The following is an 18,460-nucleotide window of genomic DNA, read 5'->3' as shown; positions in this document are numbered from 1 at the left end:
AGTCCTCGCTCAAACACTGATCGCACTGGTAAACACCAACCGATTGCCGAACGGATCGCTGATGGCCATGTCCTGGCTCCCCCAGGGCATGGCCTGAATCTGTGGGTGGGCGAAGCGGTATTCCTTGGCCAGCAATTGCTGCTGAAATGCCTCAAGCTCATCGGTCTCGATCCGCAACGCCGAGCCCGGTGTGCTGTCGCCGTGATGTTCGGACAGATGCAGCACGCACTCACCACGGGAAACTTGCAGGTACAACGGAAAGTTGGGCTCGAAGCGATGCTGCCAGTCGATCTTGAATCCCAGGAAGTCGACGTAGAACTCCACGGCCTTGATTTCATCGAAAATTCGCAGGATCGGGGTGGTTTTGCCGAAGCTCATGGAGTTGCTCCCAGACTGATAAGGCCCAGAGTGTAGCTGGGCGAGATGTCAGCGCTTCGGCTTGGCGATGGCTTTCTTTAGTCTCAATGTGCCATCACTGTGACGCAACACTCGGAATGTCTACTGGAATCCGTCACGCAAGTCCCCTTGCCGCGCCAGAAACCGCCCTTCTCTTCTTCCATTTGCCTGGCCTTCGCTGTAACTCAAGACACCGTTGACCCAAACCCCATCGATACCTTCCGCCGCCCGTTGCGGATCATTGAAATCCGCCACATCGCGAATCGTCACAGGATTGAACAACACCAGATCCGCCCAATGTCCTTCACGGATTTCGCCCCGCTCCTTCAAGCCAAATCGCGCCGCCGACAACCCGGTCATCTTGTGTACGGCGGTGTGCAGCGGAAACAGCCCTACATCGCGACTGAAATGTCCGAGCACGCGTGGGAATGCGCCCCACAAGCGCGGATGGGGAAACGGGTCTTCCGGCAATCCGTCAGAGCCGACCATCGACAGCGGATGCGCGAGGATTCTTCGTACGTCCGCCTCGTCCATTCCGTAATACACCGCGCCGGCCGGTTGCAGGCGTCGAGCGGCGTCAAGCAGCGGCACGCCCCACTCGGCGGCGATGTCCATCAGGTCACGGCCACCCACTTCAGGGTGCGGCGTTGACCAGGTGATGGTGATGCGATGAGCGTCGGTGACTTGCTTGAGGTCCAGCGTCGATGAACTCGCCGCGTAGGGATAACAGTCGCAGCCCACCGGGTGGGTTTTCGCCGCGTGTTCGAGGGACGCTAGCAGTTGCGGACTGCGTCCCCAGTTACCGGCGCCGGCGCATTTGAGGTGGGAAATGATCACGGGCGATTTTGCATGACGGCCGATCTGGAACGCCTCGTCCATGGCCTCCAGCACCGGCTCGAATTCGCTGCGCAAATGGGTGGTGTAGACCGCGCCGAAGGCGGTCAGCTCTTCAGTCAGTTGCATGACTTCGTCGGTGGAAGCCGAGAAGGCGTTGGCATAGGCAAGCCCCGTGGACAGGCCCAACGCACCGGCCTCAAGACTGTCGCGCAGTTGCTCGCGCATCGCGCTGATTTCATCGGGTGTGGCGGTGCGAAACAGGTCGTCGAGGTGGTTGCTGCGAAGCGCCGTGTGGCCGACCAGTGCGGCCACGTTCAGCGTGGTGTTCGCCGCTTCGACGGCTGCGCGGTAGTCGCTGAACCTCGGATAAACGAACGCTGCTGCGGTGCCGAGCAGGTTCATCGGGTCGGGAGGATCGCCGCGCAAACTCACCGGCGAAGCGCTGATCCCGCAGTTGCCGACAATCACGGTGGTCACGCCCTGGCTGAGCTTGGGCAGCATCTGCGGCTGGCGGATCACCACGGTATCGTCGTGGGTGTGCACGTCGATGAAACCTGGTGCCAACACGCGGCCGGCGGCGTCGATTTCTTCGGTGGCGCTGGCATCGTGCAAGTCGCCGATACGCTCGATGCGGCCGTTCAGAATCGCTACGTCGGCGGGATAACCGGGCGCGTTGCTGCCGTCAATAATCAGGGCGTTGCGAATCAGCGTGTCGTACATCATGTCAGTCTCCCAGCGGCAAATGATCGTCGCCGCCGCGGTAATCGTCGAGGGCGAGTTTGATCCGCCGCAGACGCTCTTGATTGTCTTCAGGATTGGCCAGCGCCAGCTCGGTAGCGAGTACGTCGATGGCCAGCAACATGCCGTAGCGCGCAGCCGTGGGTTTGTAGATAAAGGAGGTTTCGACGCCTTGCAGCGGCAGCAGCACATCAGCCAATTGCGCCAGTGGCGAGTCGGCCCGGGTGATGGCGAGTATTCGTGCGCCGTAACTGCGCGCCAGCTCGACGGCCTCGAGCAGTTCGGGGGTGATGCCTGTCAGCGAACAGGCAATGACTGCGCGTTCCGCATCAAGGCTGGCGGCGGTAACGCGCATCATCACCGGGTCGTGGCACACCGCAATCGGGTAGCCGAATCGCACCAGCCGCACTTGCAGTTCATCGCTGCACAAGGTCGAGCAACCGCCCATGCCGAAGGCGTGAATCATCCGCGCCTTGCCCAGCAGTTTCACCGCATCGGCAAAACGTGATTCGTCGAAGGCCGACAGATGCTGGCGCAAGGTCGATTCAATATCGCCAACGATCTGCCCGTAAAACGCCGACTGCTCGGGCGTGCCCGCCGGGTCCAAAAAACGGCTGCCGACGCCGCTGGCCTGGGCCAGTTGCAGGCGCAGATCGCGCAAATCGCGGCAGCCGACGGTGCGAGCAAAACGCGAGAGCGTGGCGGTGCTGACTTCCGCTCTCAGCGCCAGTTCATCGAGGCTGGCGGCGGAGGCAAATCCTACGTCGTCGAGCATCAGCCGAGCGATGCGTCCTTCGCCCGCGCTGAAGGAATCCTGACGGGCGCGGATCTGGTAGAGGATGTCCATGGCGGGCGGCTCCGGCTAAAGCAGGTAAGAAAGGCCAACGGTCAGACCGAAGGCGACGACCGAGATAATGGTCTCGAGCACCGTCCAGGTCTTGAAGGTCTGGGCGACGGTCATGTTGAAGTATTCCTTGATCAACCAGAAGCCGCCGTCATTGACGTGGGAAAAGATAACCGACCCCGCGCCCGTCGCCAGCACCAACAGCTCCGGATGGGGATAACCCAGACCAATGGCCACCGGCGCGACGATGCCCGACGCGGTGGTCATGGCCACCGTGGCAGAACCGGTGGCGATGCGCATCAACGCAGCAAACAGCCAGCCCATCAACAGCGGCGACAGGTGGAACACCTGGGCCAGGCTGACGATCTGATCGGTGACGCCAGCGTCCACCAGAATCCGGTTCAAGCCACCGCCCGCGCCCACCAGCAAGGTGATGCTGGCGGTCGGTGCCAGGCACTCGTTGGTGAATTTCAGAATAGATTCGCGGTTGAAGCCTTGGGCCAGGCCAAGCGTCCAGAAGCTCAGCAAGGTCGCCAGCAGCAAGGCAATTACCGAATTGCCGATGAACAACAGAAACTGATTGAAACCGCTGCCCGGCGTGGAAATCAGATTGGCCCAGCCACCGACCAGCATCAGCACCACCGGCAGCAGAATAGTCGCCATGGTGATGCCGAAACCCGGCAGGCGGTCGCGCGGTTCACGCTCAAGGAACTGACGCTCCAGTGGGTTATCTTCCGGCAGTTGAATGCGCGGCACGATGAACTTGGCGTACAGCGGACCGGCGATAATCGCGGTCGGAATCCCGATCAGAATCGCGTAGAGCAAGGTCTGCCCCACCGAGGCCTGATAGGCCTGCACTGCCAGCATCGCCGCCGGGTGTGGCGGCACCAGGGCGTGAACCACCGAGAGCCCGGCGACCATTGGCAAACCGACCATCAGAATAGAAACGCCCACGCGCCGCGCCACGGTGAAAGCGATCGGCACCAGCAGTACAAAACCGACCTCGAAGAACAGCGGCAGTCCAACAAGAAAAGCGATGCAGACCATCGCCCAGTGGGCATTTTTCTCACCGAAGCTGTCGATCAACGTTCGCGCCATTTGCTCGGCACCGCCGGACTCGGCCATCATCTTACCGAGCATCGTGCCCAGTGCGACCACCAGCGCGATATGGCCCAGCGTCTTGCCGACACCCGCCTCGTACGCCCCTACCACTCCCGACGGCGGCATCCCCGCCAACAGCGCCAGGCCGATGGATACCAAGGTGATAACAATGAACGGATTGAGCCGGAAACGGGCGATCAGAACGATCAGCGCGATGATGGCGATGGCGGCGTAAACCAGCAGCCAATAGCCGAAGGACGGTGTCATGCGGTACTCCTCGAAAGGGTCACGTCGAATGGGTTGTGAAACTCATAAAACATTTCGATGTGTGATTTTCAAACGAGGTGAAAGTAATTTTCGTGGAGGGATAAGGGTTGTCGCACAGAGGTATGGGAGGTGGTAGGTAATGAAAATCAGGCAGGTGGATTTTCATCACACCTGCCGGGATTGGCGTTAGTCGTGATTCACGCGGGCGCGCTTGAGCAGCTTCTTACAGCGTTCGGACAAGTGCAGCACACGCAGGTGCTTGCCGGCCTTGGCGTAGCGTTCACGCAGCATTTTTAGCGCGGCTATCGCCGAGTAGTCGACGAAGCTCAGATGGCGACAATCGATCGTCACTACGGGTGGGTCGTTGGCGGGGTCGAACTGGTTGAGAAAAGGCGTAGTCGAGGCGAAGAACAGCGTGCCATGCAGGTGGTAGAGCTTGCTGCCGTCGACTTCAAGATGACTGTCGGCATAGAGCTCGCGGGCCTGCTGCCAGGCAAAGTTGAGCGCCGCAATGATGATCCCGCAGAGCACGGCGGTGGCCAGATCGGTGAACACCGTAATGACCGTTACCGCGATGATCACCAACACGTCGTTCAGCGGCACCTTGTTCACTACCCGCAACGAGGCCCAGGCGAAGGTCTGCTGCGACACCACAAACATCACCCCAACCAATGCGGCCAGCGGGATACGCTCGATCCACGGTGACAAAAACAATATGAAAAGCAAAATCATCACCCCGGCCACTACACCAGACAGCCGACCGCGACCGCCGGAACTGAGGTTGATCACCGTCTGGCCGATCATGGCGCAGCCGCCCATGCCACCCAATACGCCGGAGACCATATTGGCCGCACCCAGCGCCACGCACTCACGATCCGGGAAGCCACGGCTCTCGGTGATCTCGTCGGTCAGGTTCAAGGTCAGCAGGGTTTCCAGCAAGCCGACCAACGCCATCAATATCGCGTAGGGCGCGATGATGCACAGGGTTTCCAGGCTCCAGGGGATGTCTGGCAGCGCAAACGTCGGCAAGCCGCCGGCGATGTGCGCCATGTCGCCCAAGGTGCGGGTCGGCAGACCGAGCAGATAAACCGCCAGACCAACACTCAGAATCGCCACCAGCGCCGGCGGCACGGCGCGCGTCAGGCGCGGCAGCAAGTAAACGATGGCCATCGTCACGGCAACCAGCCCCGCCATCAGGTACAGCGGCGTGCCGCTGAGCCAGACGTCACCGCTCTTGAAGTGTTCCAGCTGCGCCAGGGCAATGATGATCGCCAGGCCGTTGACAAAGCCGAGCATCACCGGGTGCGGCACCATGCGCACCAGCTTGCCAAGTTTCAGCAACCCGAACGCCAGCATGATCAACCCACCCAGCAGCACGGTGGCCAGCAAGTACTGCACACCGTGCTGCACCACCAACGCAACGATCACCACCGCCATCGACCCGGCGGCGCCGGACACCATGCCCGGCCGTCCACCGAACAGCGCGGTCAGGGTGCAAATGATGAAAGCGCCGTAAAGCCCCATCAATGGATTGAGGTGAGCAACCAGCGCGAAGGCGATGCATTCGGGTAGAAGAGCGAAAGACGTGGTGAGCCCGGCCAGGACATCGGCGCGCAGACGTATGGGTTTCATGGCTGACCTAAAATACAGGCGGGAAAAGAGGGGGCGGATGTTACGGAATTGAGGGCGGCCCGGCCAGTTGTTGGGCTGCTGAAAACGCAATCGCGAGCAGGCTCGCTCCCACAGTGGATCTTCGTCGGACACAAAATCTGTGTCCTGTGCAGATCAAAATGTGGGAGCGAGCTTGCTCGCGAAGGCAGCGACGCGGTCTAACGCGAACTCACACCATCTCGTCACGAATCCATTCAATCACCGATGTCCGCTTCGGTGCCCAGCCCAGCAATTCACGCGCATGTTTTCCGCGAACCCGGCTGTTGGAGCCCAGGCCATAGTTGGCCATTTCATAACCCCACTCGGCTTCGGCCTCTTTCAGCGGCCAGTCTTGTGGCTCACCCAGATTCAACGCCTGGGCAATCGCAGTGGTCATGTCGATGAACGACGCTTCAGCGCTTTCGACGAAGTAGAAGGTGCCCGGTACGTTGTTGGTCAGCGCCAGCAGGTACAGGGAAACCACGTCTTCGATGTGCACGTTGGACCAGATGTTCTGGCCGGTACCGACATGCCGGACCACTCCATTTTTACGCGCCTGTTTCAGCAAGCGCGGTAGCTGCACGCTGTCGCGATTGACGCCCAGGCTATGGCCGTAGATCAGGGTGTTGCAGATGACTGCCGAGTTCACCTCGTCCTTTGCTGCGCCGAGGATCAGGTTGTCGATGGCCACGCGCGCAGCCTTGTCGACGGTAGGTGCCGGCAGGTTGTCTTCGTAATAGATAACGTCACTGGATTTGCCGCCCGACGCATCGCCAACAATGCTTGAACCGCTGGTGTGCAGGAACACTTTGTTGGAACCGCGAAGTGCATCGAGCAACGCTTCTACCGCGCCGCGATGGTCGCTGCTGGCGGCGTTGATCACGGCGTCGGCAGCGCGGGCTTGTTCGACCAGTAGTGCGCTGTCGTCAAGCGTACCGATTACCGGGGTGATGCCCAGTTCGCGCAATTCATTAGCTTGTTCGGTGCTGCGCACCAGACCGGTGACCTTGTGGCCGGCGCGGACCAGACCCGTGGCGATGGAGCCGCCGATAAAACCGGCTGCGCCGGTAACGAATACGTTCATGGAGAAACTCCCTGCATTAATAAGTGATGCATCCAGTATCGAGGACCGATGCTTGTGGAAACAGACAGCGTTGCCCAATTCACTCTTGCGCAGGGGTCACGAATCAGCCCTTGAAATCCGCGTTCGCATAAGCCGCCAATTTGCCCTGGATGAAGTCCAGGAAGCATTGAATCCGTAGGGCGAGTTGCGAGTTGCGGTAGTACACAGCATTGATCGGCTGACGATAGCCGCTGTTGAAATCCGCCAGCAGCACCTGCAAACGTCCGGCGCGGATGTCATCAATCGTCATGAAGTGCGACAGGCAGGCAATGCCCTGTCCCTCCAGCGCCAGGTGCCTGATTGTCTCGCCGCTGGAGGCGTTGATTGACGCCTGAATCGGCCAGCGATCACCGTGAACGTAACGCAGCGGCCATTGGTTGAGGCCTTCGTTCTGGGTAAAGCCCAGCAGCGTGTGCCCGGACAAATCCGCCACTTCAGCCGGTACACCGTGTTTTTCAAGATAGACCGGGCTGGCGACGATGTGCAGAGGACTGCAACCCAGAGATCGAGCGTGCAAAGTCGAGTCGGCCAGCGTACCGATGCGGATGGCGATGTCGGTGCTCTGCTCCAGCAAATCGATAATCAAGTCGTTGCTGTTGAGTTCCAGCTGGATGTCCGGATAGAGCCGGCGGAACTCGTCGATGTACGGCACGATGGCGTGCAGCATGAACGGCGATGCGGCGTTGATCCGCAGACGCCCGGACGGCGTTTGCTGGCGTGAGGTCAGGCGTTCTTCGAGCTCGTCCATCTGATCGAGAATCAGCTTGGCGTGCTCGAAGAAGTACTTGCCCTCTTCGGTCAGGTCCATGCGCCGCGTGGTGCGGTTGATCAGCGTGGTATCGAGTTTCGCCTCCAGCCGCGAGAGCGTACGGCTGACCGCTGAAGGCGTTTGCCCGACCTGTTCGGCCGCAGCGGAAATCGACCCGCATTCAATCACGCAGACGAAAATCTGCAACTCATCGGATCTGGCTTTCACGGATGCCCCTCATTCAAAACTGGCTTGATAGTAGCTGGACGCGGGGCAAAAGGAACCTTACGCCGGCAGGCCGAACACCTCGGTCAAATGCTGCTCATAACGTGCGACATCGGCTTCGACATTCGGGCGCTTCATCACATCGACGGCCAGGAACGTCGGCAAACCGGTCATGCCGAGGAACTCGTTGGCCTTGTGGAACGGGAAGTACACCGCGTCAACGCCCTTGGCTTCGAAGAAATCGGTCGGGTCGTCGAAGGCTTGCTGCGGCGCGTTCCAGGTCAGGGACAACATGTATTGCTTGCCCTGCAACAGACCACCGCTGCCGTACTTTTGCGACGAGTCGGAGCGCGTTCGACCGTCACTGGCGTACAGGCTGCCATGGCCTTCGGTGAAGACTTCGTCGATGTACTTCTTGACGGTCCAGGGCGCGCCCATCCACCAGCCAGGCATCTGATAAATGATCACGTCGGCCCAGAGGAATTTGGCGACTTCTTCGGCGACGTCGTAACCCTCATCGATGAAGGTGGCTTTCACGTCGACACCGCCGCGATCCAGCACGCTCAGCGCAGCTTCATGCAGGGTGGCGTTGTAGCGGCCATCGGAGTGGGCAAATTTTTTGCCGCCATTGAGCAACAGGACTTTTTTCATGGGAAGTCTCGGAAGGTTGGAATTCGATGGCGGCAGCGTAGCGATCTGCCTCGCGCGGAATAAGCGCTGAATTCACAAAATTCATTTGACCAATACGCACGAATCGACAGGCGATTGTTGCCATACACTTGCGCCGATTCTGAACTTGAGGAAGTTTCTGATGAGTGAAATGCAAGGTTTCATCCTGCACGCCAAGACTCGCCCGGAAAAATCCGACGCCTTTGAAGCGTTTTTCAGCGCTTATGTTGAAGCGAGCCGCGCCGAGCCGGGTTGCATCGAGTACCACATGCTGCGCGACAAACAGGACCCGACGCTGTTTATCTTCTACGAGATCTGGCAGTCCCAGGCTCACCTCGACGTGCACTCGAATCTGCCGCACATGAAGCAGTTCCTCGAGCAGCGCGATGAGTACCTGGAACGGGATTTCGATATCCGCGCCATCGACATGCTCAGCCCGTCGTCCGCTACCCGCTGATCAGCAAGTGGCCGCCGAGCACGCCGAGGCCGATGAAGAACACACGCTTGAACAGCTCGGCGCTGATCCGCTGGCGCAGCCATTGCCCCAGCAACATGCCGAGCACCGCCGGGATCAGCGCCAGCAACGACGCAATTAACTCACCACCGCCCAGTGCGTCGCGCCATAACAGGCCGGCGGCCAAGGCCAGGGTCGATACGGTGAACGACAGACCCAACGCCTGCACCAGTTCATCCTTGCTCAAGCCCAAGGCTTGCAGATAAGGCACGGCGGGAATCACGAAGACGCCGGTGGCCGAGGTGATGACGCCCGTCAACAGGCCGCCAAGCGGACCGAGCCAACGCTCGGTGTGACGGCCGACACGCAAGGTCGGCAGAAACAACCCGCTCAACGCATAGAGCAACAGCGCCGCGCCCAATCCCCGCACGACCCAATGACCACCGGCCATGCCGATCCACAACGTGCCGGCCCCGGTGCCGATGAAGATCGCCAGCAGCATCGGCCACAACCGTTTGATCAACCCTCGCAGATGCCCACCGAATGCCAGTTGCCAGACATTGGTGAGCGTCGCGGGGATGATCAGCAGCGCGGCAGCCTGCGACGGAGCCATAGCCAGACCGAGCAAGCCCATCGCGATGGTCGGCAGTCCGAGGCCGATCACCCCCTTGATCATGCCGGCCAGCAGAAAGGTCGCGATGACCATCAATGAAAGGGCAAGACCGAGGTTTTGATAGAACGCGGCGAGAGTATTCATGGCGCTATCGTGAGCCCGGATTGGCTGCTTGAAAATCTGCCATATACTGAGGCAGCCTCTTGTTTTGATAGAGGCTCGACCTTCGGGACACACCATGCACTTCGACCTGACCGACCTGCGCCTCTACCTGAACATCCTCGACAGCGGCAACATCACCGCAGGCGCGGCTCGTAGTCATCTGTCCCTGGCGGCGGCGAGTGCGCGCATCCGCGCCATGGAGGCTTCATTAGGGATCGAGTTTCTGCAGCGAGGTCGCCGCGGCGTCAGCCCGACCCCGGCCGGCAAGGCCCTGGCGCGACACGCCCGCGTCCTGCTGCAACAGGCTGAACGCATGCAGCAGGATCTGGCGGAGTACGCCAACGGCGTCAAAGGCCAGGTGCGGCTGCTGTGTAACACCACAGCGATGACCGAGTACTTACCAGAGTTACTCGCGGACTTTCTTCGCAGCCACCCCAACCTCGACATCGATCTACAAGAACTGCCCAGTGCACGCATCACTCATGCCTTGCGCCAAAGTGCGGCAGACCTGGGCATCGTCTCTGACGCCGTGGACACCGATGGCCTGCAGACCCGTCCGTTTCGCGACGATCCGCTGGTACTGATCCTGCCGCCGGACCATCCCCTGGCCGAACAGCCGTCACTGACCTTCGCCGACACGTTGATTCATGACTACGTGGCCCTGGGCGCCAGCAGTGCATTGGCCATCCACCTGGAAGAACAGGCCCTGCACATCGGCCAGCGCATGCCGATCCGCATTCGCGCCGACGGCTTCGACGGGGTCATTCGCATGGTCGCTCGCGGTGCCGGGCTGGCCATCGTGCCGCGGGTGGCCATCGAGCGCTGGCCGCCGGCGCAAGCGGTCATGACCCGACCTCTTCGCGAAGACTGGGCCAATCGCACACTGAAACTCTGTGCCCGTGACTTCGACAGCCTGCCCGGTTACGCCCGGGCCTTGCTGGAGGCACTGACGCCGGGAACGCCTTGACTCTACCGTTAGGGGCAGACTCTATGCTGCGAGCTCCATTTCAGGAGTACACACGATGAGCAAACGAATGCTCGTGATTCTGGGTCACCCCTCCACCGACAGCTTTTGCGGGGCGCTGAGCGAAACGTACGTCCAGGCCGCCAAGGATGCCGGTCATGACGTGCGCCTGCTGCGTCTGGATGCGCTGGACTTCGATCCGGTCTTGCACGAGGGCTATCACACGATCCAGCCGCTGGAGCCAGACTTGTTGCAAGCCCAGGCCGATATCACCTGGGCCGAACACCTGACGTTCGTTTATCCGATCTGGTGGGGCGGGATACCGGCCTTGATGAAGGGCTTTCTCGACCGCATTTTCCTGCCTGGCTTTGCCTTCAAGTATCGTGAGGGCAAGGCCTTCCCCGACAAACTGCTCAAGGGCCGGACCGCGCATCTGCTGGTGACCATGGACACGCCGCCCTGGTATTACAAATGGGTCTATCGCATGCCCGGCCTGCACCAGATGCGCAAGACGACCCTGGAGTTCTGCGGCATCAAGCCATTGAAGACCCTGACCTTCGGGCCGATCCTGGGCTCCAAGTCGACCCAGCGCGCCGCCTGGCTGGAACAGGCCCGAGTCACCGCCGGCAGCTGACGCCCCCCTCGCTGCTTGCTGACGGCGCGCCCTCGTCGTCAGCCCCTCCCCACGTCCCCTTCAAGCGGTCGTTCGTCGCTTGTGCGTGTCATTTACACGCGGCTGCAACCTTTGAATGTTATTCACTATATTATTCGCTCCGATCAGGCATGAGGTCTGGTCGCGCTACGCCCTGTTTGTTCATCGAGACGGATCTTTATGTATATCGGCAAAGCCGCCCAGCTGTCGGGCACCACAGTCAAAAGCATTCGCCATTACGAAGAAATCGGCCTGTTGCCCGAGCCCAAACGTGAAGGCAAATACCGCATCTACAGCCAGCAAAGTGTCGAGGTGTTGACGTTCATCAAGTGCGCCCAGCAACTGGGCTTCAAGCTCAAAGAGCTGCAGGTGATGTTGAACAACTACCACGGGGACGAATTCCCGTGGGACATGGCACAAAAAGCGATCGCCGAAAAAAAGGCCGAGCTGGTCTCCCAGATCGGCGCTCTACAGCAATTGCACATCGGCCTCGAAACGTTTGAAAACAGCCTCAACGATGCTCGAGAAGAATGTCAGTTCGAGCGTATCGCCCGCTATGGCGAAAAAAACCTGAGCAATACACTGAACTGAATACTTTGCTGCGCTGGATGACCCGGCTCGCAGGTCACTTGCGCGCCCGCGTTGCCGGTCATCAGATCAGCTCAACGCTGGCTCCCCCGCTGCTCGATCTTGTCCAGGCACCGGCGCGACCGGAACAATCGCCGCGAAGAACCACGGCGACACCAGCGTCACCAGCAGAATGGTCATGACACCGCTGGAAAACAGCGCCATCGCTACGAGTGCGCCCAGATCGACAATCGGCTTGAAGTCGGAAAACAGCAGCGCCATGAAGCCCACGGAGAAAATCACCACGTTGACCACGGTCGAACGGCCGACGCTGTGCATCGCCTGCAAAATGGCCGCATCAACATGAATCCCTTGCTCCACCAGCAGTTTGATCCGTGACAACAGGTGCACTGCGTAATCGACCACGCCGACCACCAGGAACGTCACCAGTGTCGTGCCGATGTTCAGCTCGATGCCGAACAGGAACATGAATCCGTAGACTGTTACCGAGGTGGTCAACAGGGTCAGCATACCCAGAACCCCAAGTCGTACCGATTTGAGCCAATACATCATCATCAGCGTGACGACCAGCAACGCCAGGGAAAAACTCAGCACCTGGCCCTGGGTGATTTCCTGCAACACGCCGGTCCAGATCAACGGGGTGCCGGCGTGCGTCACTTCGAGGTTGGCCGGTTTGTTCACCAGCAACCAGGCATCGAGCCGATCCAGCATGCCTTGATAGTCGCTGGCCACCGACGATGTCATGGTGTACAGCGTCAGCGCCTTGGAATAGTCAGCGTTGAGCACGTTGTTGAGATCCGAGCCGCCGCCGTTCTCGAACAGCATCACGTGTTGCTCGATCAGCGAGTTGCCCGGCACCTCGAACCGCTCGACTTGTCCCTCGTCATTGACCGACGTGACCTGCTCCAGTGCCTGGGGCACGCGCAAGTAGTCTGGGTTCATGTCGTTGAGCACCAGGTTCATGCGCTTGACGTAAGTGGCCAGGGAGTAGCCGTAACTGACATGCGGTTGCTGCTTGATGAAGTGGTCGAGCTTGTCGATGAACTGCACCACTTCCGTGGTCAGCACGCCGCGCGGTTCCTTGCTGTCGATGGCGATCCAGCCCGGCGCCGTGCCCGCAACCTTGGCGTGATTGATGAACTCGTCCGAAACGCGGACATGGCTCTCGGGCTTGAAATAGGCGATGCCCGAGTCTTCGATATCGACGCGCAAGGTAAACACCGACATCAGGGCCAGCAATGGCAGCGTCACCATTAGGATCGGTTTGCGCCACTGAATCAATCGCGCGCAAAACGCCACCAGATAACGCGAAATGATCGACTCCTTGTGCACCGCAGCGAGGGTTTTCGGGGTCTGGTCCTTGCCCCAGATCGAGATCCAGGCTGGAATCAGCAACAGCGAAATGATCAGCGCCGCCGTCAGGCCGATGGACATGAACACGCCGAAATTGCGGATGCTGACAATGTTGTTGGTGGTGGAAATCATGAAGGTGGCAATGGTGGTCACCGTCGTCAACACCACCGGAACCACCATCAGCCGTTGCGTCTCGCGATTGGCTTCGCGGTTGCTTTTACCGGCATTTTTCTGCTCGTAATACTCGGCCATCACATGGATCGCATCCGAGCAGCAAATGGTGAACAAAAACACCGGCAGTACGCTGGTCAGCAAGTCGAACGGCACCCGCAACAGGGCCATCAGGCCCAATGTCCAGATGGTGCAGAACAGAATGTTGAACAGCGGCAACAGCACACCCAGCGGTTTGCGGAAGAAGAAAATCAACAGCAGGGTGATCAGCAAAAAGACGATCGGAAACAGCACCGCCAAGTCATGGTCGATGATTTCTTGCTGGGCCGCGATGAAGATCGGCATACCGGCGATGAAGATCTCGTCCTTGAACTCGGGGTGCGCGGCCTGATAGTCCGCGACGATGCCGCGCACAATCTGGTAGGCGCGCAGTTGCGCCTGGGCATCGTCTTGCTTGGTGCCCAGTTCGGCCACCAGCATCGCAACTTTCTTGTCCTTGGACACCACCCCGTCGACCATCAGCTCGTTGCCCATGATCTGCGACTCGACCAACGCCGGGTCCATGTCGTAGGCGTTGAGGGTCTTGTGGATCAGCAACTCGCCATCGTGGGTCAGCACGATGTTTTCCAGGTCGCCCATGGAAGCCATTTCGCGGATCGGGTTGATCCGCTCGGCGAGAAAGGTCAGGAACAGCTGATCATGGGTATCCCAGTTCTGACTCTGGGCGTAATCACGCAGGGCCTTGGCCTGGGCGTAATCGTTCTGGGAAAAACCGTTTTCCAGAATGTCCCGCGTCAACAACTGCGCACGGCTGTCGTGCGGATACTTCGCCACAATTTGCGCCAACTGCTCCTTGTCGGCGTCGTTGGCCAGGATCATCTTGCGCACTGACTGCGACATCGAAAACAGTGCGTTGAGGGTCGGCTTGTTGAACACCGTCTGCGGGTTGTTCAGCGCCACCATCACCGAGTCGAACGTGCCGGTGAATTCGCTTTGCAGATCGATGATGGTCTTGCGCGCCGGATGGGTTTCCTTGAGCAAGTAAGGGTTGGTGTCGGAGATCAGCGCGCCCAGCGTATAGGTGAAATACGCAGTGACCGCCACCAGCAGGAAAACGATCGCCCGCGCATAGCGCTCGACGAAGTTCAGGTATCTTTCCATGATCATGCGTTCCAGGGTCGTCAGGGTCGGCGCTTAGCGCGCAGACACGGCAAAGTCCGGCACGTCGCCGGTTTTCAGCCCGCGCTTGATGGCGGTCTGGGTGAACAAACGGTCTTCCAGCTGCACGTTGTATTGCAGGTGGTTGAAGCGCATCTCTGAGCGCGTGCCGTCGATGAAGTGTTCGGTTTCGCTCAACACGATGCTGTCGATCGAGTCGATGGTGTCGACTTTCTGCGTGCGCATCTGCTTGACCAGCACGCCTTTGACGTCGAAGAAGTCCTGACGCATGACCAGGAAATTCTGCTTGTCGATCCACACCTTCAGTTTGTTGTAGCCGGTCTTGGCCAGCACCTCGGGCGACGCCGGTTCACGCTCGATCACGTAGCAGTCGCGGCCCTTGACCTGCTCTTCGCCAACCAGCGTCTGGGTGTAATCCTTGACCCGGATCTTGTCCAGATCGGCGTAGGAGTACTCGCTGCCCATGAACGAGCCGCGTTTGTCGGTGGTGGAGATCCGCCGCGTCTGGCGGCTGACCGGCAAGTACATCCACTGGCTGTCTTCCTGGCCCAGGGTTTCGTGGGGGTTTTCAATGTGGAAAGCCACGTCGCGCACATCAGTGGGGGCGGAGAAATACATGCTGAATTTGTCGCTGTCGGGGTAATCCTTTTGCAGATAGGTGAACTCGCGAACGCGGGTATTGCCCTTCTTGTCGTGAAGGATCAACGACACCTGGGACATGAAGCTTGTACCGTCATTGCGATCACGCACCTGGCGGATGATTTCATCGGCATTCTTGCCATTGGCAGCGGTGGCGCAAGCACCGCTCAGGATCAGTGCGGCAGTGGTCAGACTTTTGAATAGCGGCAACATGGGAACTTCCCTTTTCGTCAGATGAATATGGTCGAGCCAATGCGCCAGGGGCACGCAGGCGTCATGGGGTTAAAACAGGTAACCGGCGGACAGACGCACTTGATCGCGCTTGTCGTACTCGCCGAAAGGTTTGTCGGGCTTGCCGAAGAACACATCCACTTCCAGCCCGAGCTTGATCCAGTCCACCGGTTTGTAGGTGAAGATGCCTTGCAACAGCGCATCGTCCTTGAACGGTGGCGAGGCAGCGACCACCAGCCGGCTCTTGAGTCGGTCCTGCCAATGGGTGCCCTCGGCCGACAGGGTGAACAAGTGGTCGCGCTTGTCTTGCAACATGCCGTCCTGCCAATCGAGCAGTTGCTGCTCCTGCCATTGCAGGGAAATCAGCCAGTCGCGCAGCAGGTAATCGACACCCAGCAACGACTTGACCATCGAGGTACTGTCGGCGCCGTAGGCACGGGTCGGATTGGTCACCCGCCAGTTGTCGAACCAGGCAATTTCGCTGCGCACCACGATGCTGTGACCGGCGTCGATCGCCAGCCCCGCGCCACCCATGGTGTAACGGGGAAACTGGCGCTCCAGTCGCGTGCGGCCGTCATCGGCCAGGCCTTCGACGGCGTACACCGGGTCCTGTTGACGGGCGTTCAGTGCGACGAAACTGGTGTCCACCGAACCGATCCGGCCGTTGGCGCTCAAGCCATAGGAAAAGCCCTTGTCACCGTCGTAGCCGGGCTTGGAATCCAGCAGGAAATACTGTGGATCCGGCACGGCAAACAACGGCGCGTCGAACTCGCTGCCCGCCACCGGAGGCTGGTTTTTGACAAAATCGGTGACCCACAGCGCCTCCAGTTCCCACTCGCCCACGGGTTGCGCAAATCGCACCATGGGCACCGCGATCCGGCTGTCTTCCAGCAGCGGAGTCAGGCCATCGCGATAGTCCAGCGGGTTGATCTGATCGAGCACCCGCAACTCATCGGCACGGCCCCAGACCACTTGCTGCCAGCCGAGAGTCACCTCGCCGTCGCCCACCGACTGGCCCCAGTACAAATGCCGCCAGTCGGCGTCGAAGCGGTATTTGTCTCGCGCCCGTTCGCTGTACGGATTGTTGCCGTCGTAGCGGGCGTCGTAACGCACCCGGCCCTTGGCCTTGTAGTAACCGCCGTCCCAGTTGTCTTCCAGGTTGGCCTTGAAATACATCGCCTTCTGGGTTACCTGATCGTCGCCGTGCAAGCGCAACGCGGTGGCCACGCCGACTTCGGCGTCGGCGTAATCCGGTTTGAAGTCCTCGACCGTCAATTCAGCCAACGCCGGCTGCGCGGCCATGCAGGCCAATACCGCCCACGTGGTGCGGCTGATGTGTGATCCCTGCATGGCTACATTCCCAACCCGACACCGCCGTCGATCACCAGGCTCTGGGCTGTCACCCCACCCGCTTCAGGGCTGGCCAGGTAACGCACCATCGCCGCGACTTCTTCGCTTTGAATGAAGCGTCGCATCGGCAGTTTCTTCTTGGCGTTGCGCAGGATCTGCTCCTGGGTCAGCCCGGCAATGGCCGCTTGCGCCGCCAGTTCACCTTGCAGCATTGGCGTATCGATCCACGCGGGCAGAATCGCGTTGACGGTGATCAGCCGTGGCGCGAGGTCCATCGCCAGGGCTTTGGTCATGCCAACGATGCCGTGCTTGGAAGCGCAGTACGCGGTGTTGCGGACCTTGCCGGCGCGGCCGAGGATCGACGACATGTTGATGATCCGTCCGCGATCCGGCATCAACGGCAGGCACAACGAGGTGACGTAGAACGTACCGTTGAGGTTGACCGAAATCACCTTGTGCCAGTTGTGCAAATCTTCCGGTTCATTCTCGTTGCAGATGCCGGCGCTGTTGACCAGCACATCAACGTAATCCACCTGTTTGGCGAGCATTTTGAAGAACGCCTCCATGCCCGCCAGGTCGGCAATGTTCGCGGCATGGGTTTCGACCCGGGCCTTGATCTGCCCGTGTTGCTCGTCGACCCAGCGTTGCAGTTCCGGCAAATCCAGGTCCAACAGGATCAAGCGGTGCTCGGCGTCGGCGGCAAAATTCTCTGCCACCGCGCGGCCGATGCCTTTGGCGGCACCGGTAATCAGAATGGTCCGACTCATAGCATTTTCAACCCGCCGTTGACCGGCAGGACCTCACCCGTCAGGTACAAACCGCGATCGGCGATGTACAGCACCGCCTCGGCAATTTCCTGGGGTTCGGCGTAACGCTTAATCAGCAAGCGCGACTGGATTTCCTGTTCCTGACTGCCAATCAGTGCCGTGCTCATTTCGGTGTTGACGATGCCCGGAGCCACCGCATTCACCCGAATGTTGCGCGGCGCCAACTCTACCGCCAGGGCTCGGGTCAGCGCTTCGACGCCGCCCTTGGCCGCGGCATAGTTGCTTTGGCCCTTGCCGGGTTTCTGCGCGGCCACCGAACTGATGTTGACGATGCAACCGCTGCGCTGGCGCATCATGGACGGCACCACTTGCTGACAGCAGAGCAAGGTGCCGATCAGGTTGGTCTGGATCACCTCGATGATGTCGCGGCTCGGCATCGTCGCCAGCAACCCGTCACGGGTGATGCCGGCGTTGTTGACCAGCAGATCGACGCGCTGGAAATGCTGGTCGACTCGTTCGAAAAAGCCCTTGATGCTGTCGCCGCTGCTGACATCGCATTGCAGCGCCAGACACTCGAGGCCCAACGCCTGGACCTCGTCACGCAAGGACGCGGCAGCCACTTCGTCGCGCACATAACTGAACGCAATCTGATAACCCGCTCCGGCCAGAGCCAGGACGATCGCCCGACCGATGCCACGACTGCCACCGGTCACCACTGCTACTTTATTCGGCATGACCA

Annotated in this window: 18 protein-coding genes; 4 read left to right on the top strand and 14 right to left on the bottom strand. The window is 60.0% G+C overall.

The window, feature by feature from the left end:
* Positions 1-9 precede the first annotated feature (9 nt).
* The 8 genes from QFX16_RS03625 to mdaB form a co-directional block, all read right to left on the bottom strand.
* Positions 10-378 (bottom strand): glyoxalase superfamily protein, encoded by a 369-nt coding sequence (locus QFX16_RS03625; RefSeq protein ID WP_283182867.1) that lies wholly within the window; start codon positions 376-378, stop codon positions 10-12.
* 120 nt (positions 379-498) lie between these two features.
* Complete coding sequence (locus QFX16_RS03620) at positions 499-1,956, bottom strand: N-acyl-D-amino-acid deacylase family protein (RefSeq protein ID WP_283182866.1); 1,458 nt, start codon at positions 1,954-1,956, stop codon at positions 499-501.
* A gap of 1 nt (position 1,957) precedes the next feature.
* Entirely contained in the window at positions 1,958-2,818 is an 861-nt protein-coding gene (locus tag QFX16_RS03615; RefSeq protein WP_008149080.1) for a MurR/RpiR family transcriptional regulator, read from the bottom strand.
* 15 nt (positions 2,819-2,833) lie between these two features.
* Entirely contained in the window at positions 2,834-4,183 is a 1,350-nt protein-coding gene (locus tag QFX16_RS03610; protein ID WP_283182865.1) for a GntP family permease, read from the bottom strand.
* A gap of 186 nt (positions 4,184-4,369) precedes the next feature.
* Positions 4,370-5,815 (bottom strand): SulP family inorganic anion transporter, encoded by a 1,446-nt coding sequence (locus QFX16_RS03605; RefSeq protein ID WP_283182864.1) that lies wholly within the window; start codon positions 5,813-5,815, stop codon positions 4,370-4,372.
* 208 nt (positions 5,816-6,023) lie between these two features.
* Positions 6,024-6,917: an NAD-dependent epimerase/dehydratase family protein gene (locus tag QFX16_RS03600; protein ID WP_283182863.1), complete on the bottom strand. Its 894-nt coding sequence runs from the start codon at positions 6,915-6,917 to the stop codon at positions 6,024-6,026.
* Positions 6,918-7,020: 103 nt separating this feature from the next.
* On the bottom strand, positions 7,021-7,932 hold the full coding sequence (locus QFX16_RS03595) for a LysR family transcriptional regulator (RefSeq protein WP_283182862.1): 912 nt from the start codon (positions 7,930-7,932) through the stop codon (positions 7,021-7,023).
* 57 nt (positions 7,933-7,989) lie between these two features.
* Positions 7,990-8,580 carry an NADPH:quinone oxidoreductase MdaB gene (gene mdaB / locus QFX16_RS03590; protein ID WP_283182861.1) on the bottom strand — a complete coding sequence of 197 codons (591 nt, stop codon included), beginning with the start codon at positions 8,578-8,580 and terminating at the stop codon, positions 7,990-7,992.
* Positions 8,581-8,740: 160 nt separating this feature from the next.
* On the opposite strand from mdaB, the gene QFX16_RS03585 reads away from it, so the two are divergent.
* Positions 8,741-9,055 carry a putative quinol monooxygenase gene (locus QFX16_RS03585; protein WP_283182860.1) on the top strand — a complete coding sequence of 105 codons (315 nt, stop codon included), beginning with the start codon at positions 8,741-8,743 and terminating at the stop codon, positions 9,053-9,055.
* Here QFX16_RS03585 and QFX16_RS03580 read toward each other — a convergent pair.
* On the bottom strand, positions 9,045-9,809 hold the full coding sequence (locus QFX16_RS03580; RefSeq protein ID WP_283182859.1) for a sulfite exporter TauE/SafE family protein: 765 nt from the start codon (positions 9,807-9,809) through the stop codon (positions 9,045-9,047). The two genes, QFX16_RS03585 and QFX16_RS03580, sit on opposite strands and share 11 nt — an antisense overlap.
* Positions 9,810-9,903: 94 nt before the next feature.
* Between QFX16_RS03580 and QFX16_RS03575 the strand changes: the two genes are divergently transcribed.
* The 3 genes from QFX16_RS03575 to QFX16_RS03565 all read left to right on the top strand — a co-directional run bounded on the left by QFX16_RS03575 (position 9,904) and on the right by QFX16_RS03565 (position 12,034).
* On the top strand, positions 9,904-10,794 hold the full coding sequence (locus QFX16_RS03575) for a LysR substrate-binding domain-containing protein (RefSeq protein ID WP_283182858.1): 891 nt from the start codon (positions 9,904-9,906) through the stop codon (positions 10,792-10,794).
* Positions 10,795-10,849: 55 nt separating this feature from the next.
* Entirely contained in the window at positions 10,850-11,425 is a 576-nt protein-coding gene (locus QFX16_RS03570; RefSeq protein ID WP_283182857.1) for an NAD(P)H-dependent oxidoreductase, read from the top strand.
* 198 nt (positions 11,426-11,623) lie between these two features.
* Entirely contained in the window at positions 11,624-12,034 is a 411-nt protein-coding gene (locus QFX16_RS03565; protein ID WP_283182856.1) for a MerR family transcriptional regulator, read from the top strand.
* Positions 12,035-12,100: 66 nt separating this feature from the next.
* Here the strand turns inward: QFX16_RS03565 and QFX16_RS03560 are convergent, their stop codons facing one another.
* From QFX16_RS03560 to QFX16_RS03540, 5 genes are all read right to left on the bottom strand, one after another.
* Complete coding sequence (locus QFX16_RS03560; protein ID WP_283182855.1) at positions 12,101-14,716, bottom strand: efflux RND transporter permease subunit; 2,616 nt, start codon at positions 14,714-14,716, stop codon at positions 12,101-12,103.
* A gap of 33 nt (positions 14,717-14,749) precedes the next feature.
* Entirely contained in the window at positions 14,750-15,586 is an 837-nt protein-coding gene (locus tag QFX16_RS03555) for an outer membrane lipoprotein-sorting protein (protein ID WP_283182854.1), read from the bottom strand.
* 69 nt (positions 15,587-15,655) lie between these two features.
* Entirely contained in the window at positions 15,656-16,954 is a 1,299-nt protein-coding gene (locus QFX16_RS03550; RefSeq protein ID WP_439900103.1) for a DUF1302 domain-containing protein, read from the bottom strand.
* A gap of 2 nt (positions 16,955-16,956) precedes the next feature.
* Positions 16,957-17,721 carry an SDR family NAD(P)-dependent oxidoreductase gene (locus QFX16_RS03545; RefSeq protein ID WP_283182853.1) on the bottom strand — a complete coding sequence of 255 codons (765 nt, stop codon included), beginning with the start codon at positions 17,719-17,721 and terminating at the stop codon, positions 16,957-16,959.
* A complete protein-coding gene (locus QFX16_RS03540; RefSeq protein ID WP_283182852.1) occupies positions 17,718-18,455 on the bottom strand; it encodes a 3-oxoacyl-ACP reductase family protein in 738 nt (245 codons plus the stop codon). Before QFX16_RS03540 ends, QFX16_RS03545 begins: the two co-directional genes overlap by 4 nt.
* Positions 18,456-18,460 lie beyond the last annotated feature (5 nt).

Origin of the sequence: Pseudomonas svalbardensis, from assembly GCF_030053115.1 — a bacterium.
In the GTDB taxonomy this organism is placed as follows: Bacteria; Pseudomonadota; Gammaproteobacteria; order Pseudomonadales; family Pseudomonadaceae; genus Aquipseudomonas; species Aquipseudomonas svalbardensis.
Note: the sequence above shows the minus strand (reverse complement) of the source record. Positions and strands in the feature narration are given on the sequence as shown.

Coding starts and splice junctions, on each gene's coding strand:
- QFX16_RS03625 (WP_283182867.1), bottom strand. CDS start 378: ATGAGCTTCGGCAAAACCACCCCGATCCTGCGAATTTTCGATGAAATC.
- QFX16_RS03620 (WP_283182866.1), bottom strand. CDS start 1,956: ATGATGTACGACACGCTGATTCGCAACGCCCTGATTATTGACGGCAGC.
- QFX16_RS03615 (WP_008149080.1), bottom strand. CDS start 2,818: ATGGACATCCTCTACCAGATCCGCGCCCGTCAGGATTCCTTCAGCGCG.
- QFX16_RS03610 (WP_283182865.1), bottom strand. CDS start 4,183: ATGACACCGTCCTTCGGCTATTGGCTGCTGGTTTACGCCGCCATCGCC.
- QFX16_RS03605 (WP_283182864.1), bottom strand. CDS start 5,815: ATGAAACCCATACGTCTGCGCGCCGATGTCCTGGCCGGGCTCACCACG.
- QFX16_RS03600 (WP_283182863.1), bottom strand. CDS start 6,917: ATGAACGTATTCGTTACCGGCGCAGCCGGTTTTATCGGCGGCTCCATC.
- mdaB (WP_283182861.1), bottom strand. CDS start 8,580: ATGAAAAAAGTCCTGTTGCTCAATGGCGGCAAAAAATTTGCCCACTCC.
- QFX16_RS03585 (WP_283182860.1), top strand. CDS start 8,741: ATGAGTGAAATGCAAGGTTTCATCCTGCACGCCAAGACTCGCCCGGAA.
- QFX16_RS03580 (WP_283182859.1), bottom strand. CDS start 9,809: ATGAATACTCTCGCCGCGTTCTATCAAAACCTCGGTCTTGCCCTTTCA.
- QFX16_RS03575 (WP_283182858.1), top strand. CDS start 9,904: ATGCACTTCGACCTGACCGACCTGCGCCTCTACCTGAACATCCTCGAC.
- QFX16_RS03570 (WP_283182857.1), top strand. CDS start 10,850: ATGAGCAAACGAATGCTCGTGATTCTGGGTCACCCCTCCACCGACAGC.
- QFX16_RS03565 (WP_283182856.1), top strand. CDS start 11,624: ATGTATATCGGCAAAGCCGCCCAGCTGTCGGGCACCACAGTCAAAAGC.
- QFX16_RS03560 (WP_283182855.1), bottom strand. CDS start 14,716: ATGGAAAGATACCTGAACTTCGTCGAGCGCTATGCGCGGGCGATCGTT.
- QFX16_RS03555 (WP_283182854.1), bottom strand. CDS start 15,586: ATGTTGCCGCTATTCAAAAGTCTGACCACTGCCGCACTGATCCTGAGC.
- QFX16_RS03550 (WP_439900103.1), bottom strand. CDS start 16,954: ATGCAGGGATCACACATCAGCCGCACCACGTGGGCGGTATTGGCCTGC.
- QFX16_RS03545 (WP_283182853.1), bottom strand. CDS start 17,721: ATGAGTCGGACCATTCTGATTACCGGTGCCGCCAAAGGCATCGGCCGC.
- QFX16_RS03540 (WP_283182852.1), bottom strand. CDS start 18,455: ATGCCGAATAAAGTAGCAGTGGTGACCGGTGGCAGTCGTGGCATCGGT.